Genomic DNA, 17178 nt, shown 5'->3' with positions numbered 1-17178 from the left:
ACTGACGGATGCGGCCGGCCAGCAACGTGTCACGTCGACGGCACGGGCGAGACGGTTCGGAAACGGTAAGTAGCTCTCCGCGGGATACCGACAGTAGCGTGACACCCACAGTCCGGCGGGCTGGCGCGTTCGCCCTCGTCGGGACGCTGGCGCTGGCCGTCCCACCGATCGCCAGCAACACGAGTCGGGCGCTGGCGACCGTCGCCGCGCCCGGGCCGTTCCTCCTCGTCGCCGCGCTCGCGCTCTACGTCGTCGACGAGGGGCCGGTCTTCGAACTGTTCGCCCGACCTGGCGACCGCCGCGACGGCCGGCTCTACGGCCTCGCCGGCTTCGCCCTCGCGGCCGCCGCGCTCGCCCTCCTCGCGGTCCGGTTCGCGATGCCGCTGCCCGTCTTCGTCGGGACCGTCCTCCTGCTGTCGTGGGGCAACCTCGGCGGCCACCTCGTTCGCTCGCTGCGCGACGAGCCCATCCTCGCCACCGTCGGGTTCGTCGCCGCGGGATTCGCCGCCGGCGCCGCCGGGCAGTACGCCGCGGCGGCGCTGATCGACAGCACGGTCCACTGGCCGCTGGTCGCGTTCCTCGCGGCGAGCGGCGCGTTGCTCGGCGCGCTCCTGCGGGCCGTCCTCTTCGAGCGCGACGACCCGCTGGTCATGGTCTCCATCGGCCTGCTCCTCTGGCTGTTCGCCGACCTGCCGCTGTCGGTCGACACCTCGGGCGTCGCCGCCGCGCTGGCCGTCGCCATCCTGCTCGGGGCGCTGGCCTACGCGCTGGATACCGCCTCGCTCCCGGGAATGATCACCGGCGTCTTCCTCTGCCTGCAGACGATCGTCCTCGGCGACGTCGGCTGGTTCCTCCTGCTGGTGACCTTCTTCGGCGTCGGCGGGCTCTCCTCGAAGTTCCGCTACGCGGAGAAGGAGGCCCGCGGCATCGCCGAGGAGAACGAGGGCGCCCGCGGCAGCGGGAACGTCCTCGCGAACTCGCTGGTCGGGCTGTTCGCCGTCCTCGGGTGGTCGGCCAGCCCGACGCTGACGGGGCTCCAGCCGGAGCTGTTCCTGTTCGCGTTCGCCGGGTCGATCGCCGCGGCGATGAGCGACACCCTCTCCAGCGAGATCGGCGGCGTCTTCGACGACCCGCGGCTGATCACGACCTTCGAGCGCGTCGAGCCCGGGACCGACGGCGCGGTCACGTGGCAGGGGGAAGTCGCCGGCCTCGCCGGCGCCGTCCTCATCGCCGCCATCTCGCTCGGCGTCTTCGAGACGGTCGACCCGCAGGGCGCCGGCATCGTCGTCTTCGGCGGCGTCGTCGGGATGACCGTCGACAGCCTGCTGGGCGCGACGGTCGAGGGCGTCTTCCTCGAAAACGAGGGGGTCAACTTCTTCGCGACGCTCGCCGCGGGCGTCGCCGCGGGGCTGGCGGCCGTCGTCGTCGGCCCCGTCGTCCTATGACCGCCGTCCGAACCGGGCGACGCCCCGACCTGCCGGCGCTCCGAGCCATCCAGACGGCCGTGCTCGCCGAGCCCTGGGAAGAACTGCTCGCCGTCGCCGTCGACGGACCCCCGGTCTTGCTCGTCGCAACCGACTCCGCCGACGAGCACGACGCACCTGCGACGAACGACGGCCCGGCGACGCCGGTCGGGTACGCCCTCGCAGTGACCGACGGTGACGACGAGGCCGGCTACCTCGCCGAACTGGCCGTCGCGCCCGACGCGCAGGGTCGCGGCCACGGCTCGGTGCTGGTCGACGAACTGGTCGAACGGCTCGGGGAGTCAGGCCTCGAAGAACTGCGCGTCACCGTCCGGGAAGTCGACGAGCGCGCCCGCGAGTTCTACCGCGAGCGCGGCTTCGAACGGCGAGACCGGCTCCCCGACCACTACGAGAGCGGCGACGGCGTGCTGCTCGTCCGAGAGATCGACGGCTGAAACTGAAATCCGGTTCTCAGACCTCGTCGGCGGTGAGAACCCGGACGTTGACCGGCTGCTTGACGTACTCGCCCTCCGCGCGGCAGACCACCAGATCGATCCCGCGCTGGGCGGCGACGTCGAGGACGCGCTGGGGGAGTTCGCCGTCGAGGACGACCGACGACGGCACCTGGTCTGTTGTCTCCAGCAGGTCGAACGCGTCTTCGACCGGCCCTTCGGTGATCGTCTCGTACGACGCGTCGAGCAGCCGCACGGTTCCAGTATCGCCGTCGATCACTGCCTCGACGTGGCTGGCGAGCGTGCCCGGGGTGGACGCTTTGTCCGCGGACGCTGCCTCCACGTCCGCCTCGGTCGCTGATCCGGCCGGCTCGGCTTCGGTGTTCGCGATCCCGTCGGTTTCCGCTACCGTATCGGTCTCCGCGACCGCGTCGGCGTCCGTCGCCGAACTCGTGGCGGCTGATTGGTCGGCTACGCTGTCGGCGGCCGACTCCGCGGCTGTCTCGCCGTCGACGGATCCGCCGGTGTTCGACGAGCCGTCGGGAGCGTCGCTGGTGCCGTCGGGCTCGTCGACTTCGAGACTGTCGGGTTCGACCGCCGACTCCGGGTCGAGGGTGTCCGAACTACCGTCGGGTGGGGACGGCTGGGCGCTCCCGTCGGTGGCGGCCAGACCGTGCTGTTCCCCCGTCTCGGCGTCGGCGGCCGAGACGGTCTCGAAGGGCACCTTGTCGCGGAGCGCGCTCATCAGCTCGCCGCGCGTGAGGTCCTCGACCGACCGGTCGGTCGGCGCGAGCGCGACGTAGTCGATGTCGCCGACCTGCGCGAGCTCCTTCAGGATGAGGTCGCCCCCGCGGTCGCCGTCGAGGAAGGCCGTCACCGTCCGGTCGGAGGTCAGCTCCGCGACGGCGTCGGGCACGTCGGTCCCCTCGACCGCGATGGCGTTTTTGATGCCGTACTTGAGGAGCGTCAGGACGTCCGCGCGGCCCTCGACGACGATGATGGCGTCGCTGTCCTCGACGCGGGGACCGGCGGGCATGCCCGCGAACTCGGAGATGTCCTCGACGCGGACGCTCCGGCGGACCTCCTCGACCAGGTCCTCGCTGGACATGGTCGTCGCGTCGAACTCCGCGAGGAGTTCCTTCGCGCGCTCGACGACCTGCCGGCGCTTGGCCGAGCGCACGTCTTCGATGTCGCGAACCTCCACGTCCGACTGGGAGGGCCCGACCCGTTCGATACTTTCCAGAGCGGCCGCGAGGATCGCCGTCTGTACCCGATCGAGGCCGCTGGCGATCGTTATCTCGCCGAAGGAACTGCCGCGTTCGGACTCGATCTCGACGTCGATGCGGCCGAGCTTGCTCGACTCCTGCAGGTCCCGCAAGTCGAGTTCGTCGCCGAGCAAGCCTTCCGTCTGTCCGAACACCGCGCCGACGACGTCACTCCGCTCGACCACCCCGCTCGTCCTGATGTCCGCGTGAATGAGATATTTCGCTGAATCGTACATTGATGAATTGCCCCCCTTCGGGGCGCTGTGATGGTGAATGTCCGTCCATGAACCGTCTCATGGAACCACCTCGTACTTGTCACTCGAGCACTCTAATATCTGCGGATTACACCACCCTCGGGCGCCCCGTCGCCACACATGTTCGCCACACCGGCCGACCCGCGAGAGATACCGATTCCCGCGTCCAGCCACCTGTGAAGAAAAATCCTCTTCGATACCTCGGTTCGATTGCATTCGACGAAAGGTTAACGGGAGTGTAGTCGGACACGGGTGTATGCACGAGCGGACGCGGCTGATCGGCTGGTCGGCGGTCGGAATAGTGCTCGCGGCGCTCGCGGTCCCGTGGTTCATGTGGGGCGGCGACGCCGTCGCGGCCGGGCTGCCGGTGTGGGTCTGGTGGCACGTCGGCTGGCTCTGCCTGACGGCCATCGTCTTCTGGGTCTTCACGCAGCGCGCGTGGGGCCTCGGCGTCGAGGGGGTGAGCCGCGATGGCTGAGGCGGCCCTGCAGATGGGGATCATCGTCGGCTACATGCTCGTGGCGCTGGCCGTCGGCGTCGTCGCGTACCGACTGACCGAGCGGACCGCCGAGGACTACTATCTCGCCTCCCGGACGTTCGGAACGGTCGTCCTCCTCTTCACCACGTTCGCGACGCTGCTGTCTGCGTTCACGTTCTTCGCCGGGCCGAACATCAGCTACAGCGCCGGCCCGGAGTGGATCCTCGTGATGGGGCTCATGGACGGCGTCATCTTCGGGATCCTCTGGTACGTGCTCGGCTACAAGCAGTGGCTCGTCGGGAAGGAAAACGGCTACGTCACGCTTGGCGAGATGCTCGGCGACCGCTTCGGGTCGCTCGGCCTGCGCGTGCTCGTTGCGGCGATCAGCATCTTCTGGCTGTTTCCCTACGTGATGCTCCAGCAGCAGGGCGCGGGTACCGCGATCGAGGCGCTGACCGGCGGCGCGGTCCCCTACTGGGCCGGCGCGGGAGGGATCACGCTGTTCATGATCGGCTACGTCGCCCTCTCGGGGATGCGCGGCGTCGCCTGGACGGACACGCTCCAGGGTGCCTTTATGCTCGTGATGGTCTGGGCCGCCTTCGCCTGGGTCGCGACCGCTGTCGGCGGCGTCGACGCTGCGACGGCGACGCTGGGCGACGTCGACGGGAACTTCCTCGCGCTCGGCGGCGGCCTCTACACCCCCGAATACGTCCTCTCGCGGGCCATCGCCATCGCCTTCGGCGTCACCATGTTCCCGCAGGTCAACCAGCGCTTCTTCGTCGCGGAGTCCAAGGCCGTCATCAAGCGCACGCTCCCGCTGTGGCCCGTACTCGTCGTCCTGCTGTTCGTCCCCGCGTTCATGCTCGGCGCGTGGGCGCAGGGGCTGGGGATCGAACTCGGTAGCAACGACAACGTCCTCCCGCTGTTGCTCGCGGAGTACACGCCCACGTGGTTCGCGGCGCTCGTGGTGGCGGGTGCGATGGCCGCGATGATGAGTTCCAGCGACTCGATGCTGCTGTCCGGCTCGTCGTATTTCACTCGCGACGTGTACCGCCCGCTGGTCGAGGAAGCGAGCGACCGCCGCGAAGCGTTCCTCGGCCGGGTCGGCGTGGCCGTCTTCGCCACGCTCGCGTTCGTCGCCAGCCTGTTCCGCCCGGCGACGCTGCTGGATATCGGCGACACGGCGTTCGGCGGGTTCGCCCAGCTCTCGCTGCCGGTCCTCGTCGCACTGTACTGGCCAGGGACGACCCGCTGGGGGATGTACGTCGGAATCGGCGCGAGTCAGCTGTTCTACCTCGCGAGCGTCTTCGTCGAAGCCGTTCCACAGAGCTACCTGGGCGGCTGGTCGGCCGCCGTCGTCGGCATGCTCCTCGGGCTAGTGGTGACGGTCACGTTCTCAGCGCTGACGAGCCACGCCCTCGAAGAGGACACCACCCTCTACGTGACGGGGGCGGACTGACGCGTCGGTTCGGCGCGGAACAGCTACCGAGGGTTGCTACCACCGCACCTCGCTTCAGCGCCGCTCTGAAAGGGCCGACACGATCCCTTCGAGCCGTCGTCTACAGTCTTCGAAGAGAATCTCGAGCGAGAACTCGCGACCGTCCAGCGCGTACCGGCGGCGGATCAGATACCCACTGCCCACGACGGCGTTGACGATCGGAACGAGAGCGACGAGCGACATCGCCGCTCCCCTCGGGCGCCACTCCGTCTCTCTCGCGACCCGCCGAGAGTCCATGTACAACGCGACGGGCAGCGAGATCCACGTCCCGAACAGGGCCAGCGCGAACACGGCGTCGAACGGGATCAACCAGCCTGGGACGAGGACGCTAGCGATCCAGGCCCCGACGCCCGCTTTCACGATCCGGTCCCACATCCGATCGTCGACGGTCTCCAGACGGTCGACGGCGAGCTCGGTAACTGGGGTTCCCGACTGCGGAGAGCTCGTCTCCGCGTCCGTCTCTTCTCCCTCGCTGACGGCGCTCGATGCCGGTGAATCCGCGACCGAAACGACCTCGACGTCCGGGTCACCTTTCAGAACGTGCCCCTCGTCGAGCGCGGTCTCTTTGAACGTCTCGGCAGCCCGGTCCGCGTCGTCGGATCGGACCCGCATCGACAGGGTCGTCTCCTCGCTGGTTTCCGCGTCGATAACCGTTCCGGTGATTTCGAGCGTGTATGTCGGTGACGCGGTCCCCGGCGAGTCCGGGATTCCACCTGTGTTTCGGTCTGAACGACGGCTCTCGCCCGTGGTGCCGGCCAGTGCCGCGATACCACCAACCACAGTGAGGATGAACCCAAACCCTGTCGTCGCTCCTTTCGCTGGGTTGGGCGAAGAGACCGCTCCTTCGTAGCAGTTCCCTTCGACGTAGACCCCGCCGACCCAACTGCCTTCCGTACACGTCCTCGAAGTAACCGTCTGTTCGCTCGGCATCCCTAATCCGGCGAGAAGTACCAATATACCGATTATCAATAGTATAACTCCAGCGTTCGATCCCATACGGGTACGGCCACAGGTATTACACAAAATACTGGCGCATACCCGGTACGTCGGTGATAGGCAGATGTAGTCTATCGCTATTGATTCTCGTATCGGTCCGTTTTCGAGCCCGTCGCTACGTGTCGATCGGCGCCACAGCGTCCGTTCGAACCGCGAGAACAGTCGTGGCAACGCGCCTGTCACTGTCGATTGGCAAGGTATTTATCCGATGAGTAACCCGCTTGCAACTGGAGTTTGCGATCGCGACCGCGCCGGCGGGCGCCCGTGATAGAGGGCGTCCGTTCGGCTATCTGGGTCGGAATCGCGACAGGAGAGTGGAGAACGATGGCATCAAGGAATACGCAACTGGGGTGTCTGCTCCTGACCGTGCTGACAGTCGTGTCAGTCTCGGCCGGGGCCGCAGCGCTCGCAGGAACGGTAGGCGCACAGGCGAACGAGCAAGAGGACGGGTCACCCGTCACCGTGAGTCCGGGTCTCGCGGGAACGACGAACGACTTCACGTTCACGATGGATCTGAGCGACAACTCCTCGGACGTGGAGGTCGAAAGCGCGTGGATCGGTTTCGACGACGCGAGCGGGATCAACGGCACCGCGCTCGCCGAGCGGATCAAGAGTGGCGAGAGCGAGGTTTCGGTGTCGGCAGACGGAGCCAGCGCCGAGTTCTGGGGCGTCTACTGGCAGAGCAGCAACGGCGTCCAGATCGGTGCGAGCCACTTCACGCTCGCCGAGGCCGACTCGTACACGATCACGATCACCAACGTCCCCGTCCCGAACAGCGGTGAGTTCACCGCGACCTACGAACTGACGAACGGTAGCTACGGGACGCTCAACGCCCAGACGCTTACTGACTCCTTCGAGATTACCGAGGAGACGGCGACGGCGGCGCCGACCGCCACGGCAGCGCCGACCGAAACGGCAGCGTCGACCGACACGTCGACGCCCACGGCCACGGCGGGGTCGAACGAGACTGCGGCGCCGACCGACACGCAGACGGCCACGGCGACCGCGACTGCGACGCCGACGGCGACGCCGACCGCGACGGCAACGGCAACCGAGACTGCGACGCCCACGGCGACGGCCACGGCGGCGCCGACCGACACGCCGACGGCCTCCCCGACTCCCGAATCGGAGGGCGGTCCCGCGGAAGTGACTGACGCGAACGTGGACACGACTTCCGGGGACGGCCCGGGCATGGGCGGCCTCACCGTGGTGCTGGCGATCGCTGGGTTCGCCTTCGCAGCAACGCGCCGCGAGTAACCACTCGGTGACGAGCCCCCCCGCGCCGGAACCGCCGGCCTGGGATCGGGGTTGACAGTCGCCGCGAACGTGGCGACGGTCGGAATCGGCGGCGTTCTCCGTCGACGGCCTCCCCGACTCTTAACCCTTACAACCTTTCGCTCGGTAGCCGTCGCCATGCAGACCCACATTGTCCCGGTCGGATTCGACTACGACCGGCTGATCGCGCCGCTCGTGCGCGACAGACTCGACGTCGACCGCGTCGTCCTGCTGGAGGGCGCGGTCGGCAGCGAGGCCAACGTCGAGTACTCGCGGAACCTCGCGGCGAAACTCGAGAAGGACTACCGGAACCTGCTCGGCGCCGAGACCGAACGGTTCGTCGTCGAGGACGTCTACGACTACGACGAGGCCTTCGAGCAGGCGTTCGCACTCATCAACACTGAACTCGACCGCGAGGGCGACGCCAACGTCTGGGTCAACATCTCCGCGATGCCCCGCACCGTCTCCTTCGCCTTCGCTACGGCCGCCCACTCCATCATGGTCGAACGCGAGGAGGACCGCCAGCGCATCCACACCTACTACACCGTCCCCGAGAAGTACCTCGAGACGGAACTCGCCGAGGAACTCCACCGCGGTATCGACCTGCTCTCGGATCTGGAGGGGGAAGTCGACGACCCCGAACTGGCCGAGCGCGTCGACGAGCGGCTCTCGGCCGCCGAGGAACTCCTCTCGGAGTTCGACGAGCGCGGGACGACCATCGGTGCCAAGGAGTTCGACGGCAAGCACATCCTCGAACTCCCCGTCGCCTCCTTCTCGAACGTCAAACCCTTCGAGGAACTCATTCTCTTCACCCTCGGCGAACACGGCGAGTTCGAGTCCGTCTCCGAACTCGCTCAGGAACTCGCCCGCGAGCTCGGCGAGGAGTACACCGACAGCTTCCGCTCGAAGGTCATCTACAACGTCGACCGCCTGGGGCCGGGCGGCAAGGGCTACATCGAGCAGGAGGAACACGGGAAGTCCTACAGGACGCAACTCTCCCGCATCGGCGAACTGTGGGTCCGCGCGCACTCCGACGACTGAAGGAAGCAGATCCGCCGACCCGGTCACTCGCCGGCGACCGACGGCTCGGCCGACCGAGTCTCGACGCCCGCATTTTCTCCGGACTCGCTACCGTCCCGCAGCCGCGCGATCCGGTCGTCGATGGTGGGTGGGTAGGCGCCGTAGTCGTGGGCGATCCCGCCGTTGTGCCACGCGAAGTTCACGGTTTTGACCCGCTCGAGCGCCTCGGCGAGCGCGTCGGGGCTGGTCGCCGCCGCGGCGTGCTCGTCGGCCTGGTACTCCTGGCCCCCGGCGACCCATTGAAGTCCGAGTCGGTGGAGCCAGGCCACGGCCGCGAACGCCCACAGACCCAGCGAGGCCCAGACGACGGTCGCGAACGCGAGCGCCCAGTAGCCGACCGTGAACAGGGTCTGCTTGTAGAGGTGCCGGTGGCGGACGTGGCCCAGTTCGTGGGCGACGAGCGCCCGGACCCCCTCAGGGTCGAGTTCCTCGACGGCGTCGTCGGTCAGGAAGACCCAGTAGTAGCCCGCGAAGCCGGCGACCACCGCTTCGACGTGTCGGCTGTCGCCCGTGTCTAACAGCCGGGTCCCGCGGACGGACACGTCTTGACGGTCGCAGAACTCCGACAGTTCGCGCCCGACCTCCCCCGGGACTGCGCCGGTGTCGTTGAGCGCTCTGATTGCGAACGGGCGCAGCAACTGATCGACCGCCACCAGCAGCGCGATGACGACGCCACCGAGCAGCGGCACATCGGTAATCGCCGGCGCGAGCGTCAGCAGGACGACGGCGGCGACCCAGTAGCGGGCGACGCGGTACAGCGCCGACTTCCCCCAGTCCGCGAGGTACACGAGCGAATTGTACGGGACGTCGCTGAGATCCCTGACGACCGGCTCGGTCGCGAGCGACGTACTGAGCCAGACGCTACAGACGAACGGGGCCAGCACGACCGTCCACTTGGATACCGTCCACCACGCGCCCGTCGGCACGTCGGGGAGGAATTCCCCGACGACCAGCGACACGAGCGACGGCCCGCCCACCCACAGCGCGATGGCGGCCGCCGCGACCGACCCGAACAGGAGCGCGTTGCCCCTCGTCGTTCGGACCGCGTTAATCCGGTCGATCAGCGATTCGGGGCCCCGGACGACCGAGCGCGCGCGGAACCGGACAACCGCGTACGTCCCGAGCGACGACGCGACGAGGAGCGCCGCCAGGATACTGATCGTACTGACCGGGAACCGATAGGTGATCGATCCCTCCCCGCTCACGTCCGAGGAGGCCAGCTCGTACCGGGCGGTCCAGAGCGACCGCGATCGGACCGAGCCCTGGCTGATCCCCGTTCCCGGCGGCACGTCGAGGACGAACGTCGATGCGTCGGTCGGCGCGACGGCGGTCAGCGCGTCCGCCGATACCGCACCGCTCAACGGTCCCGTCCGGGTGTCGACGTCGGTCCGGATCTCGGTCCGGTAGAGTTCGCCGCCGCTGACGAGTTGTCCGTTTACGTACTGGGATATCCTCGCGTCGACGGTCCGGACCGATACCTCGTGGACTGGGATCGACGCGTCGTCGGCCAACCGACCCGCGACCGCCTTCGGGTCGTCGGTCGACCGGACCGGCAGGAACACCGTCACCGTGTCGTCGCCCTCCGGATTCACGTCCACGAGTACGGCGTCTTCGGAGGGGAGAGAGAGGTCTCTTCCAGCCCCCTGACCGTCTACCGCGGCGACACCGACCGAGAAGAGGACCGCCGCACACACCAACCCCGCCACGCCGGCGACCACCAGCCTGGATTCCATGGTACCGTCGAACAATCGACCTGTATTTAATTTTCCCCTGTCACGACGAGGAGCGGAGCAACCGACATCACACGCTGGAACGGTGAGCGATCGATCTCGCTACCTCCCGGCCGTTCGTGTCACATCTACCACAGCAAAAGTATAGAAGGGCGGAATGATAACATTGTGACACGTAAATGGCGACGAAGGAACTCCTGCTCGTGGGGCTGGGTGCGGCGGTCGCGGTCGCTGGCGTGGTCGCAGTCACCGATCTGGGACCTGTCCAGCTTTCGGTGCAGATCGAGGGATCGGGGGACGGCGACGCCGGGGAGGTCGACGTACCGAACGACGGCGAGGGGATAAGCCTGCTCGACGAGAAGACCGGCACGCCACCTGAAGAGCGGGAACCGGGGGTGAAAGGGACCGATCCACCGCCGATAGAGGTGACGCCGACGACCCCGCCGCCGTCGACTTCACCGACTGACACTGTGGAGACCTCTCTCGACATCTCGAAGGTCGAGTACGCCGTCCACAACCGCGTCAACGAGATCCGGACCGGTCGGAACCTCTCCCGGCTCCGGATGGCCCCGAAGCTGCGGTCAGCCGCGCGGTACCACAGCCGCGACATGGCCGACAGCGGCTACTTCGCTCACACCTCGCCGGATGGCGAGACGCGCGCCGACCGCTACGAGCGCGTCGAGTTCCAGTGCCGGGTCGACACTGGCGTCGGCAACGAGTACGTCACTGGTGCCGAGAACATCGCCTACACCTGGGCGAACGTCACCGTCGAGTCGGACGACGGCACGGTCTCCTACGGCGGCAACGAGACCGCGATCGGCCGCGGCATCGTCGCCCAGTGGATGGACTCCGAGGGCCACCGCGATAACCTCCTCCGGGAGTACTGGGAGTACGAGGGGATCGGCGTCGCCACCGCCGACGTGGACGGCGAAACGAAAGTCTACGCCACGCAGAACTTCTGTTGAGTCGCTCACAGCGGGCGGCACGGCTACCCGATCCGTGCCAGCGGCCGTCGGGATGACGTAAGAGTTATTTTCCCGCCTCGTCCACTCTCTACCGATGACAGGGCCGTTCGCCGGAATCGACGTTCGCGCCACGAACGAGCCCCGCCGCTCGGTAGCCGTCGCCGTACGTGTAGGGGCGCCCTAGCCCCGACACACCCTATTTTCGACCGCGTTCGCACTGATTCGCCGACCATCCACCAGACAGACCGATGTACGACACCGCGATACCGACCGACCGCACGTATCGACCGACAGCCACCGACCGCCGACCCGCCGCGACTTCGGGAGGGTCCCGATGAGTACCGACAGCGAGGACTCGGCCGCTGAGACGACCGAACCTGCCGACGAGGGTGCCTCGCTCCCCGGCGAGTACGATCCCGACGCGGTCGAGTCGAAGTGGCAGCGCCGCTGGGTCGAGGAGGACACCTACGCCTACGACCGCGAGGCCGCCCTCGACGCCGACACGGCCTTCTCCATCGACACGCCGCCGCCGACGGTCTCGGGCGACCTCCACATGGGCCACCTCTACCAGTTCACGCTGCAGGACTTCGTCGCCCGCTACCACCGGATGGCCGACCCCGCCGTCTACTTCCCGTTCGGCTACGACGACAACGGCATCGCCTCCGAGCGGCTGACCGAGCGCGAACTCGGCATCCGCCACCAGGACTACTCCCGGCGGGAGTTCCAGGAGAAGTGCCGCGACGTCTGCGCCGACTACGAGGACGCCTTCACCGACGACGTCCAGTCGCTGGCCGTCTCGGTCGACTGGGACAACACCTACAAGACCATCTCGCCGTCGGTCCAGCGGGTCTCGCAGCTCTCCTTCATCGACCTGTACGAGCAGGGCCGGGAGTACCGCCAGCGCGCCCCCACCATCTGGTGTCCCGACTGCGAGACGGCCATCTCGCAGGTCGAACAGGAGGACAAGGACAAGCACACGAAGTTCAACGACATCCACTTCGACCTCGTCGAGACCGGTGACGGGCCGGCCGACGAAGACGCCGTCTTCACCATCTCGACGACGCGCCCCGAGTTGCTGCCCGCCTGTGTCTCCGTCTTCGTCCACCCGGACGACGAGGAGAACCAGCACCTCGTCGGCGGGACGGCCCGGGTCCCTATCTTCGGGCAGGAGGTCCCGATCATCGAGGACGAGCGGGTCGACATGGAGACCGGCAGCGGCATCGTCATGTGCTGTACCTTCGGCGACCAGAACGACATCGAGTGGTACCAGGCCCACGGCCTGCCGCTGCGGATCGCCATCGACGAGTCGGGCACGATGACCGATCTGGCCGGCGACTACCAGGGCATGACCACCGAGGAGGCCCGCGAGGCCATCATCGAGGACCTCGACGACGTCGGCGCCCTCGTCGAGAGCCGCGACCACGACCACACCGTCCAGGTTCACGAGCGCTGCGAGACCGAGGTCGAGTACCTCGTCACCGAGCAGTGGTACGTCGAGATGCTCGACAAGACCGACGAGTACCTGGAGGCCGGCGAGCAGATGGAGTGGTACCCCGAGAAGATGTTCACCCGCTACCAGCACTGGATCGAGGGGCTGGAGTGGGACTGGTGTATCTCCCGCCAGCGCGACTCGGGCATCCCCATCCCCGTCTGGTACTGCGACGACTGCGGCGAGACGATCATGGCCGAGAAGGCCGCCCTCCCCGTCGATCCGCTCGGGGACGACCCGCCGGTCGATAGCTGCCCCGAGTGCGGCGGCAGCGACTTCCGTCCCGAGGAGGACGTCTTCGACACGTGGGCCACCTCGTCGCTGACGCCGCTGGTCAACGCCGGCTGGGACTGGGACGACGAGGCCGAGGAGTTCACGATGGAGCGGCCCGAACTGTACCAGTTCGACCTTCGCCCGCAGGGCCACGACATCATCTCCTTCTGGCTGTTCCACACCGTCGTCAAGTGCTACGAGCACACCGGCGAGGTCCCATTCGAGAGCGTCATGATCAACGGCATGGTTCTCGACGAGAACCGCGAGGCCATGTCCAAGTCGAAGGGCAACGTGATCCCGCCGTCGGAGGTGACCGAGAACTTCCCGGTCGACGCCGCCAGATACTGGGCCGCTGGCACCTCCATCGGCGACGACTTCCCCTACAAGGAGGGCGACCTCGAAGCCGGCGAGCGCCTGCTCCAGAAGCTCTGGAACGCCTCACGTCTCATCGACCAGCTCACTCCCGCCGCCGACGAGGTCACGGAACCGGCCGAGGAGGACCTCGCCGCCGTCGACCGGTGGATCCTCGCGGAGCTCGACGACGCGGTCGCCTCGCTGACCGAGCAGTTCGAGAGCTACGAGTTCTCGAAGGCCCGCAACGAGCTGCGGTCGTTCTTCTGGAACACGTTCTGCGACGACTACCTCGAGATCGCCAAACAGCGGCTCAGCGACGGCGGGGATCCGTCGACGGAATACGCGCTGATCACCGCCCATCGGGCGTTCCTGAAGCTGTTCGCGCCGTTCCTGCCCCACGTGACCGAGGAACTGTGGCAGCGCCTCTACGCGGACGAGGATGCGGAACTGGACTCCGTCCACACGACCGACTGGCCGGAGACCCGCGGCTACGAGGCCGACCTCGACGCGGGCGAGCGGGCGATGGAGGTCATCGCCGCGCTGCGCCGCTACAAGACCGACTCGGGGCTGGCGCTCAACGCCGACCTCGACCGCGTCGAGGTCTACGGCGGCGTCGCCGGCTTCGAGGACGCCATCGCCGAGGCGATGCACGTCGAGACGCTGGAGACGCTCGACGAAGCGCCCGAGGTCACCACCGAGGTCACCGGCGTCGACCTCGACTACTCGCTGGTCGGGCCGGAGTACGGCAGCGAGGTCGGCGACATCGACGCCGCCATCGAGGCCGGCGAGTTCGAGGAAGTCGACGGCAAACTGCAGGTCGCCGGCGTCGAACTCGACGGCGAGATGTACGAGATCGAGGAGGCTCGGACCTACTCCGGTGAGGGCGAGATGATCGAGACCGAGAACGCGATCGTCATCGTCGGCTGAAGTCGCGTTTCACGCTTTCACGGGAAACGTGTAATCAAGCTATATCCCAGTGAATCGACCGCTCGCTCGGTATTGAGATCTGGCGGCCTGGTAATCTCCACTCGCTCTGCGTTTCACGTTTCTATTGAAGTCTCGGACTACGTGAACATGTCCCCCTCGAAAACTGCTTGCACGAGGGCAGATTCGGCCTTCCGGAGGTGTTGAGACGCAGTGCTCGGTGCACAGTCGAGCGCTGCTGCGACGTCTTCAGTCGTTGCTTCGCGTGGGATGTTGTAGTACCCACTGGCAAGCGCCTGCTCGACGGCTTCTATCTGGCGGTCTGTCAGCGACGCCGTGATGCGTTCGTCGGGTTGGTTGTAGTCGCCGATGCGTTCGACGTCCACCGGAAGCTGCTCGCTCGCATTTGCGATGGCCTGCTGCAGGTCTTCGGGCTGGCCGAGGAGACGGAAGACGAAACGAGAACCATCTTCGACATCGACCGGTGGGATCATCGTGAGTGACTGCTCCGTGAAAACTCTCTGCAGCCAGATCTCGTACTCGTTCAGCTCACTGACTACGTACACTACCGCGTAGCCGGTCCGGCGACGCAGGAATGCGTGATCGAGTATCCCTTCAGTCACCGCGAGTCTCGAGTCGAGCGCAGAGATATCACCCGTGACTGAACAGACGTAGGTCCGCGGACCGTCCTCACTAAACCCCCCGTATCGGACGCGGACCACGTCAGAAGCCGGGGTGTCGGCCAGTGCGGAATGGACGGGTGAGTCCTGACTTTCTCCGAGACTGACTCGAACACGGGCGAATTTCATACGCGTTGCTTACCCCCTCGTTTTAAACTCTCAAAAATGTGGCCCAACTACCCAATCTGTTCGGAGTCACAAACAGCACCGATGGCAGTTCCGGACGCCCCCCAGACTACTGACGCATCGCTGCTTGGCGAGCCCGGTGTCGAATCGACCTACCGAGACATCAATGGGGTTCAGTTACACGTCGTGACCGCGGGTGACTCCGACAGGCCCGTGGTCGTCTTACTGCACGGGCACCCAGATTTCTGGTACGGGTGGCGTGACCAAATCCGAGCGCTCGCTGATGCGGGTTTCCGTGTGGTTATTCCGGATCAGCGGGGGGTTAACTTGAGTGAGGCACCGGACGGAATCGACCCGTATCGGATAGATGAGCTGGCGGCCGACGTTCGTGAACTCATTCACAGCGAGGGTCAGGACTCGGCTCATGTCGTCGGGCACGACTTCGGGGCGTTCGTGGCCTGGAACGTCGCACTTCGCTATCCCTCACTCGTCGACCGTCTCGGGATCTTCAACGTTCCCCACCCGAACGTGTACTGGGAGACGGTGGCATCGAGTCCCCGGCAGATCGCCCGGAGCTGGTACGTCTGGTTCTATCAGGTCCCGCGGTTGCCCGAGTGGCTCCTGGAGCGCAACGACATGGACAACATGGTCGACACGCTCGAGATCAGCTCAAAGCCTGGCACCTTCGACGAGGAAACGATCGAGCGCTACAAGACCGCCTGGCGACACACCGGGATTCGACCGCGGATAAACTGGTATCGCGGGTTTCGGCGATCAGGACGTCCATCGCAGGAGACCGTCTCCCAGCCCACGCTGATCTGTTGGGGGGAAGACGACGTCGGGCTCGTTCCGTCGATGGCTGAAAAGAGCGTCGAGAAGTGTGCCGACGCCGAACTGCGGATGTTCTCCAACGCGTCCCACTGGGTGCATCTCGAACGTGAGGCAGTGACTGAAGAGCTACTGCGTCACCTTACAGGGAACTAACTGTAGACCCTCTGGGCGTTCTACAGCAGTCCACTCAGAAGGACCGTACTTTTTGGAAGATGTGAACGGTCAGATTCAGCAGCGACGGTACGAGACAAATATCATCGTGTTGACTCCCCTCAGTCCAACTGGACAGGGAGTTCGGTCTCCCGCAGGTGGTAGTGCGGCGGGTCGAACTCGGTGGTGAGCGCGCGAACGTCGACGCCCGCCTCCACAACCTCTGCCAGCAGGTCCGCGAACTCGGGGTCAATTTCGCGGAACGGCTCCCATCGCTGGATGTCGGGCCGCTGGACGACGAAGACGAGGTGGGCCTCCACGCCGTCCGCGACGAGCGATTCGAGGCTGCGGAGGTGGCGACGACCCCGCTCGGTGGGGCGGTCGGGGAACTTCGCGACGCCGTCGTCGACGTGCGTGGTCGATTTCACCTCGACGTAGGCCGTCCGGCCGCTGTCCGCGCGTTCCAGCTTGAAATCAGCCCGGCCGTGGTCGGGCAGCGAGGGTTCCCGGGTTACCTCGTCGGCCCACTCGAAGTCGGGCAGGTGGCCGCGGTCGAGCACTTCGGCGAACAGGTCGTTCGCGAGCGCGGCGCGGAGACTGACGTGGACGGTGTCCCCCGCGTGACCGTCGACCTGGATCGCGATGGCGTCGTAGTCGGTCGCCCGGTCGGGGTCGTCCGCGGGTTCGCACAGCACCTCGTTGCCCGGGACGAGCACGTTCCGGAGTTTCCCGGGGTCGCCGAGGTAGACTTTCCCGACCGAGTCGCCGAAGTCGACTCGGATCACGAACCGGTTGACCCGCTCGACGAACTCGCCGGTGACAGCCTCGGCGTCGCGCGAGAGGAGGGGATCGGTCATCAACCCGCTGTAGCCGGCCCACCGGCGTATGGATTCCG

The 17178-nt window shown here is 66.7% G+C and carries 14 protein-coding genes; 9 read left to right on the top strand and 5 right to left on the bottom strand.

All coding sequences use genetic code 11. From position 1 onward, the window contains the following. The first annotated feature begins 98 nt into the window (after positions 1-98). On the top strand, positions 99-1445 hold the full coding sequence (locus tag AB2U09_RS08610) for a DUF92 domain-containing protein (RefSeq protein WP_459192300.1): 1347 nt from the start codon (positions 99-101) through the stop codon (positions 1443-1445). After that, entirely contained in the window at positions 1442-1918 is a 477-nt protein-coding gene (locus tag AB2U09_RS08605) for a GNAT family N-acetyltransferase (RefSeq protein WP_459192299.1), read from the top strand. The genes AB2U09_RS08610 and AB2U09_RS08605 overlap by 4 nt, the downstream gene beginning before the upstream one ends. 16 nt (positions 1919-1934) lie before the next feature. Here AB2U09_RS08605 and dnaG read toward each other — a convergent pair whose 3' ends face one another. Then, on the bottom strand, positions 1935-3416 hold the full coding sequence (gene dnaG / locus AB2U09_RS08600) for a DNA primase DnaG (RefSeq protein WP_459192298.1): 1482 nt from the start codon (positions 3414-3416) through the stop codon (positions 1935-1937). Positions 3417-3690: 274 nt separating this feature from the next. On the opposite strand from dnaG, the gene AB2U09_RS08595 reads away from it, so the two are divergent. Further along, on the top strand, positions 3691-3912 hold the full coding sequence (locus AB2U09_RS08595) for a DUF3311 domain-containing protein (RefSeq protein WP_459192297.1): 222 nt from the start codon (positions 3691-3693) through the stop codon (positions 3910-3912). Continuing rightward, positions 3905-5371 (top strand): sodium:solute symporter family protein, encoded by a 1467-nt coding sequence (locus AB2U09_RS08590; RefSeq protein ID WP_459192296.1) that lies wholly within the window; start codon positions 3905-3907, stop codon positions 5369-5371. The genes AB2U09_RS08595 and AB2U09_RS08590 overlap by 8 nt, the downstream gene beginning before the upstream one ends. Positions 5372-5425: 54 nt before the next feature. On the opposite strand, the gene AB2U09_RS08585 is transcribed toward AB2U09_RS08590, so the two are convergent. Further along, on the bottom strand, positions 5426-6589 hold the full coding sequence (locus AB2U09_RS08585; RefSeq protein ID WP_459192295.1) for a hypothetical protein: 1164 nt from the start codon (positions 6587-6589) through the stop codon (positions 5426-5428). Positions 6590-6730: 141 nt separating this feature from the next. Between AB2U09_RS08585 and AB2U09_RS08580 the strand changes: the two genes are divergently transcribed. Continuing rightward, the gene (locus AB2U09_RS08580; RefSeq protein ID WP_459192294.1) at positions 6731-7663 is read left to right on the top strand and encodes a hypothetical protein; all 933 of its coding nucleotides are present in this window, start codon (positions 6731-6733) and stop codon (positions 7661-7663) included. A 156-nt stretch (positions 7664-7819) separates the two neighbouring features. Next, positions 7820-8722 carry an HFX_2341 family transcriptional regulator gene (locus AB2U09_RS08575; RefSeq protein WP_459192293.1) on the top strand — a complete coding sequence of 301 codons (903 nt, stop codon included), beginning with the start codon at positions 7820-7822 and terminating at the stop codon, positions 8720-8722. A 23-nt stretch (positions 8723-8745) separates the two neighbouring features. Here the strand turns inward: AB2U09_RS08575 and AB2U09_RS08570 are convergent, their stop codons facing one another. Beyond that, positions 8746-10494, bottom strand: a complete 1749-nt coding sequence (locus AB2U09_RS08570; protein WP_459192292.1) for a M48 family metalloprotease — start codon at positions 10492-10494, stop codon at positions 8746-8748. Positions 10495-10670: 176 nt separating this feature from the next. On the opposite strand from AB2U09_RS08570, the gene AB2U09_RS08565 reads away from it, so the two are divergent. Both AB2U09_RS08565 and AB2U09_RS08560 read left to right on the top strand, forming a co-directional pair. After that, positions 10671-11456, top strand: coding sequence for a CAP domain-containing protein (locus AB2U09_RS08565; protein WP_459192291.1), 786 nt, complete (start codon positions 10671-10673; stop codon positions 11454-11456). Positions 11457-11790: 334 nt separating this feature from the next. Further along, positions 11791-14499, top strand: a complete 2709-nt coding sequence (locus tag AB2U09_RS08560; RefSeq protein WP_459192290.1) for a valine--tRNA ligase — start codon at positions 11791-11793, stop codon at positions 14497-14499. Between the two features lie 137 nt (positions 14500-14636). Here the strand turns inward: AB2U09_RS08560 and AB2U09_RS08555 are convergent, their stop codons facing one another. Continuing rightward, positions 14637-15305: a helix-turn-helix domain-containing protein gene (locus tag AB2U09_RS08555; RefSeq protein WP_459192289.1), complete on the bottom strand. Its 669-nt coding sequence runs from the start codon at positions 15303-15305 to the stop codon at positions 14637-14639. Between the two features lie 81 nt (positions 15306-15386). Between AB2U09_RS08555 and AB2U09_RS08550 the strand changes: the two genes are divergently transcribed. Further along, on the top strand, positions 15387-16286 hold the full coding sequence (locus AB2U09_RS08550) for an alpha/beta fold hydrolase (RefSeq protein WP_459192288.1): 900 nt from the start codon (positions 15387-15389) through the stop codon (positions 16284-16286). Between the two features lie 119 nt (positions 16287-16405). Here AB2U09_RS08550 and sfsA read toward each other — a convergent pair whose 3' ends face one another. Further along, entirely contained in the window at positions 16406-17140 is a 735-nt protein-coding gene (sfsA, locus tag AB2U09_RS08545) for a DNA/RNA nuclease SfsA (protein ID WP_459192287.1), read from the bottom strand. Between the last annotated feature and the right edge of the window lie 38 nt (positions 17141-17178).

The organism is Halosimplex yunnanense, assembly GCF_054504345.1.
Note: the sequence above shows the minus strand (reverse complement) of the source record. Positions and strands in the feature narration are given on the sequence as shown.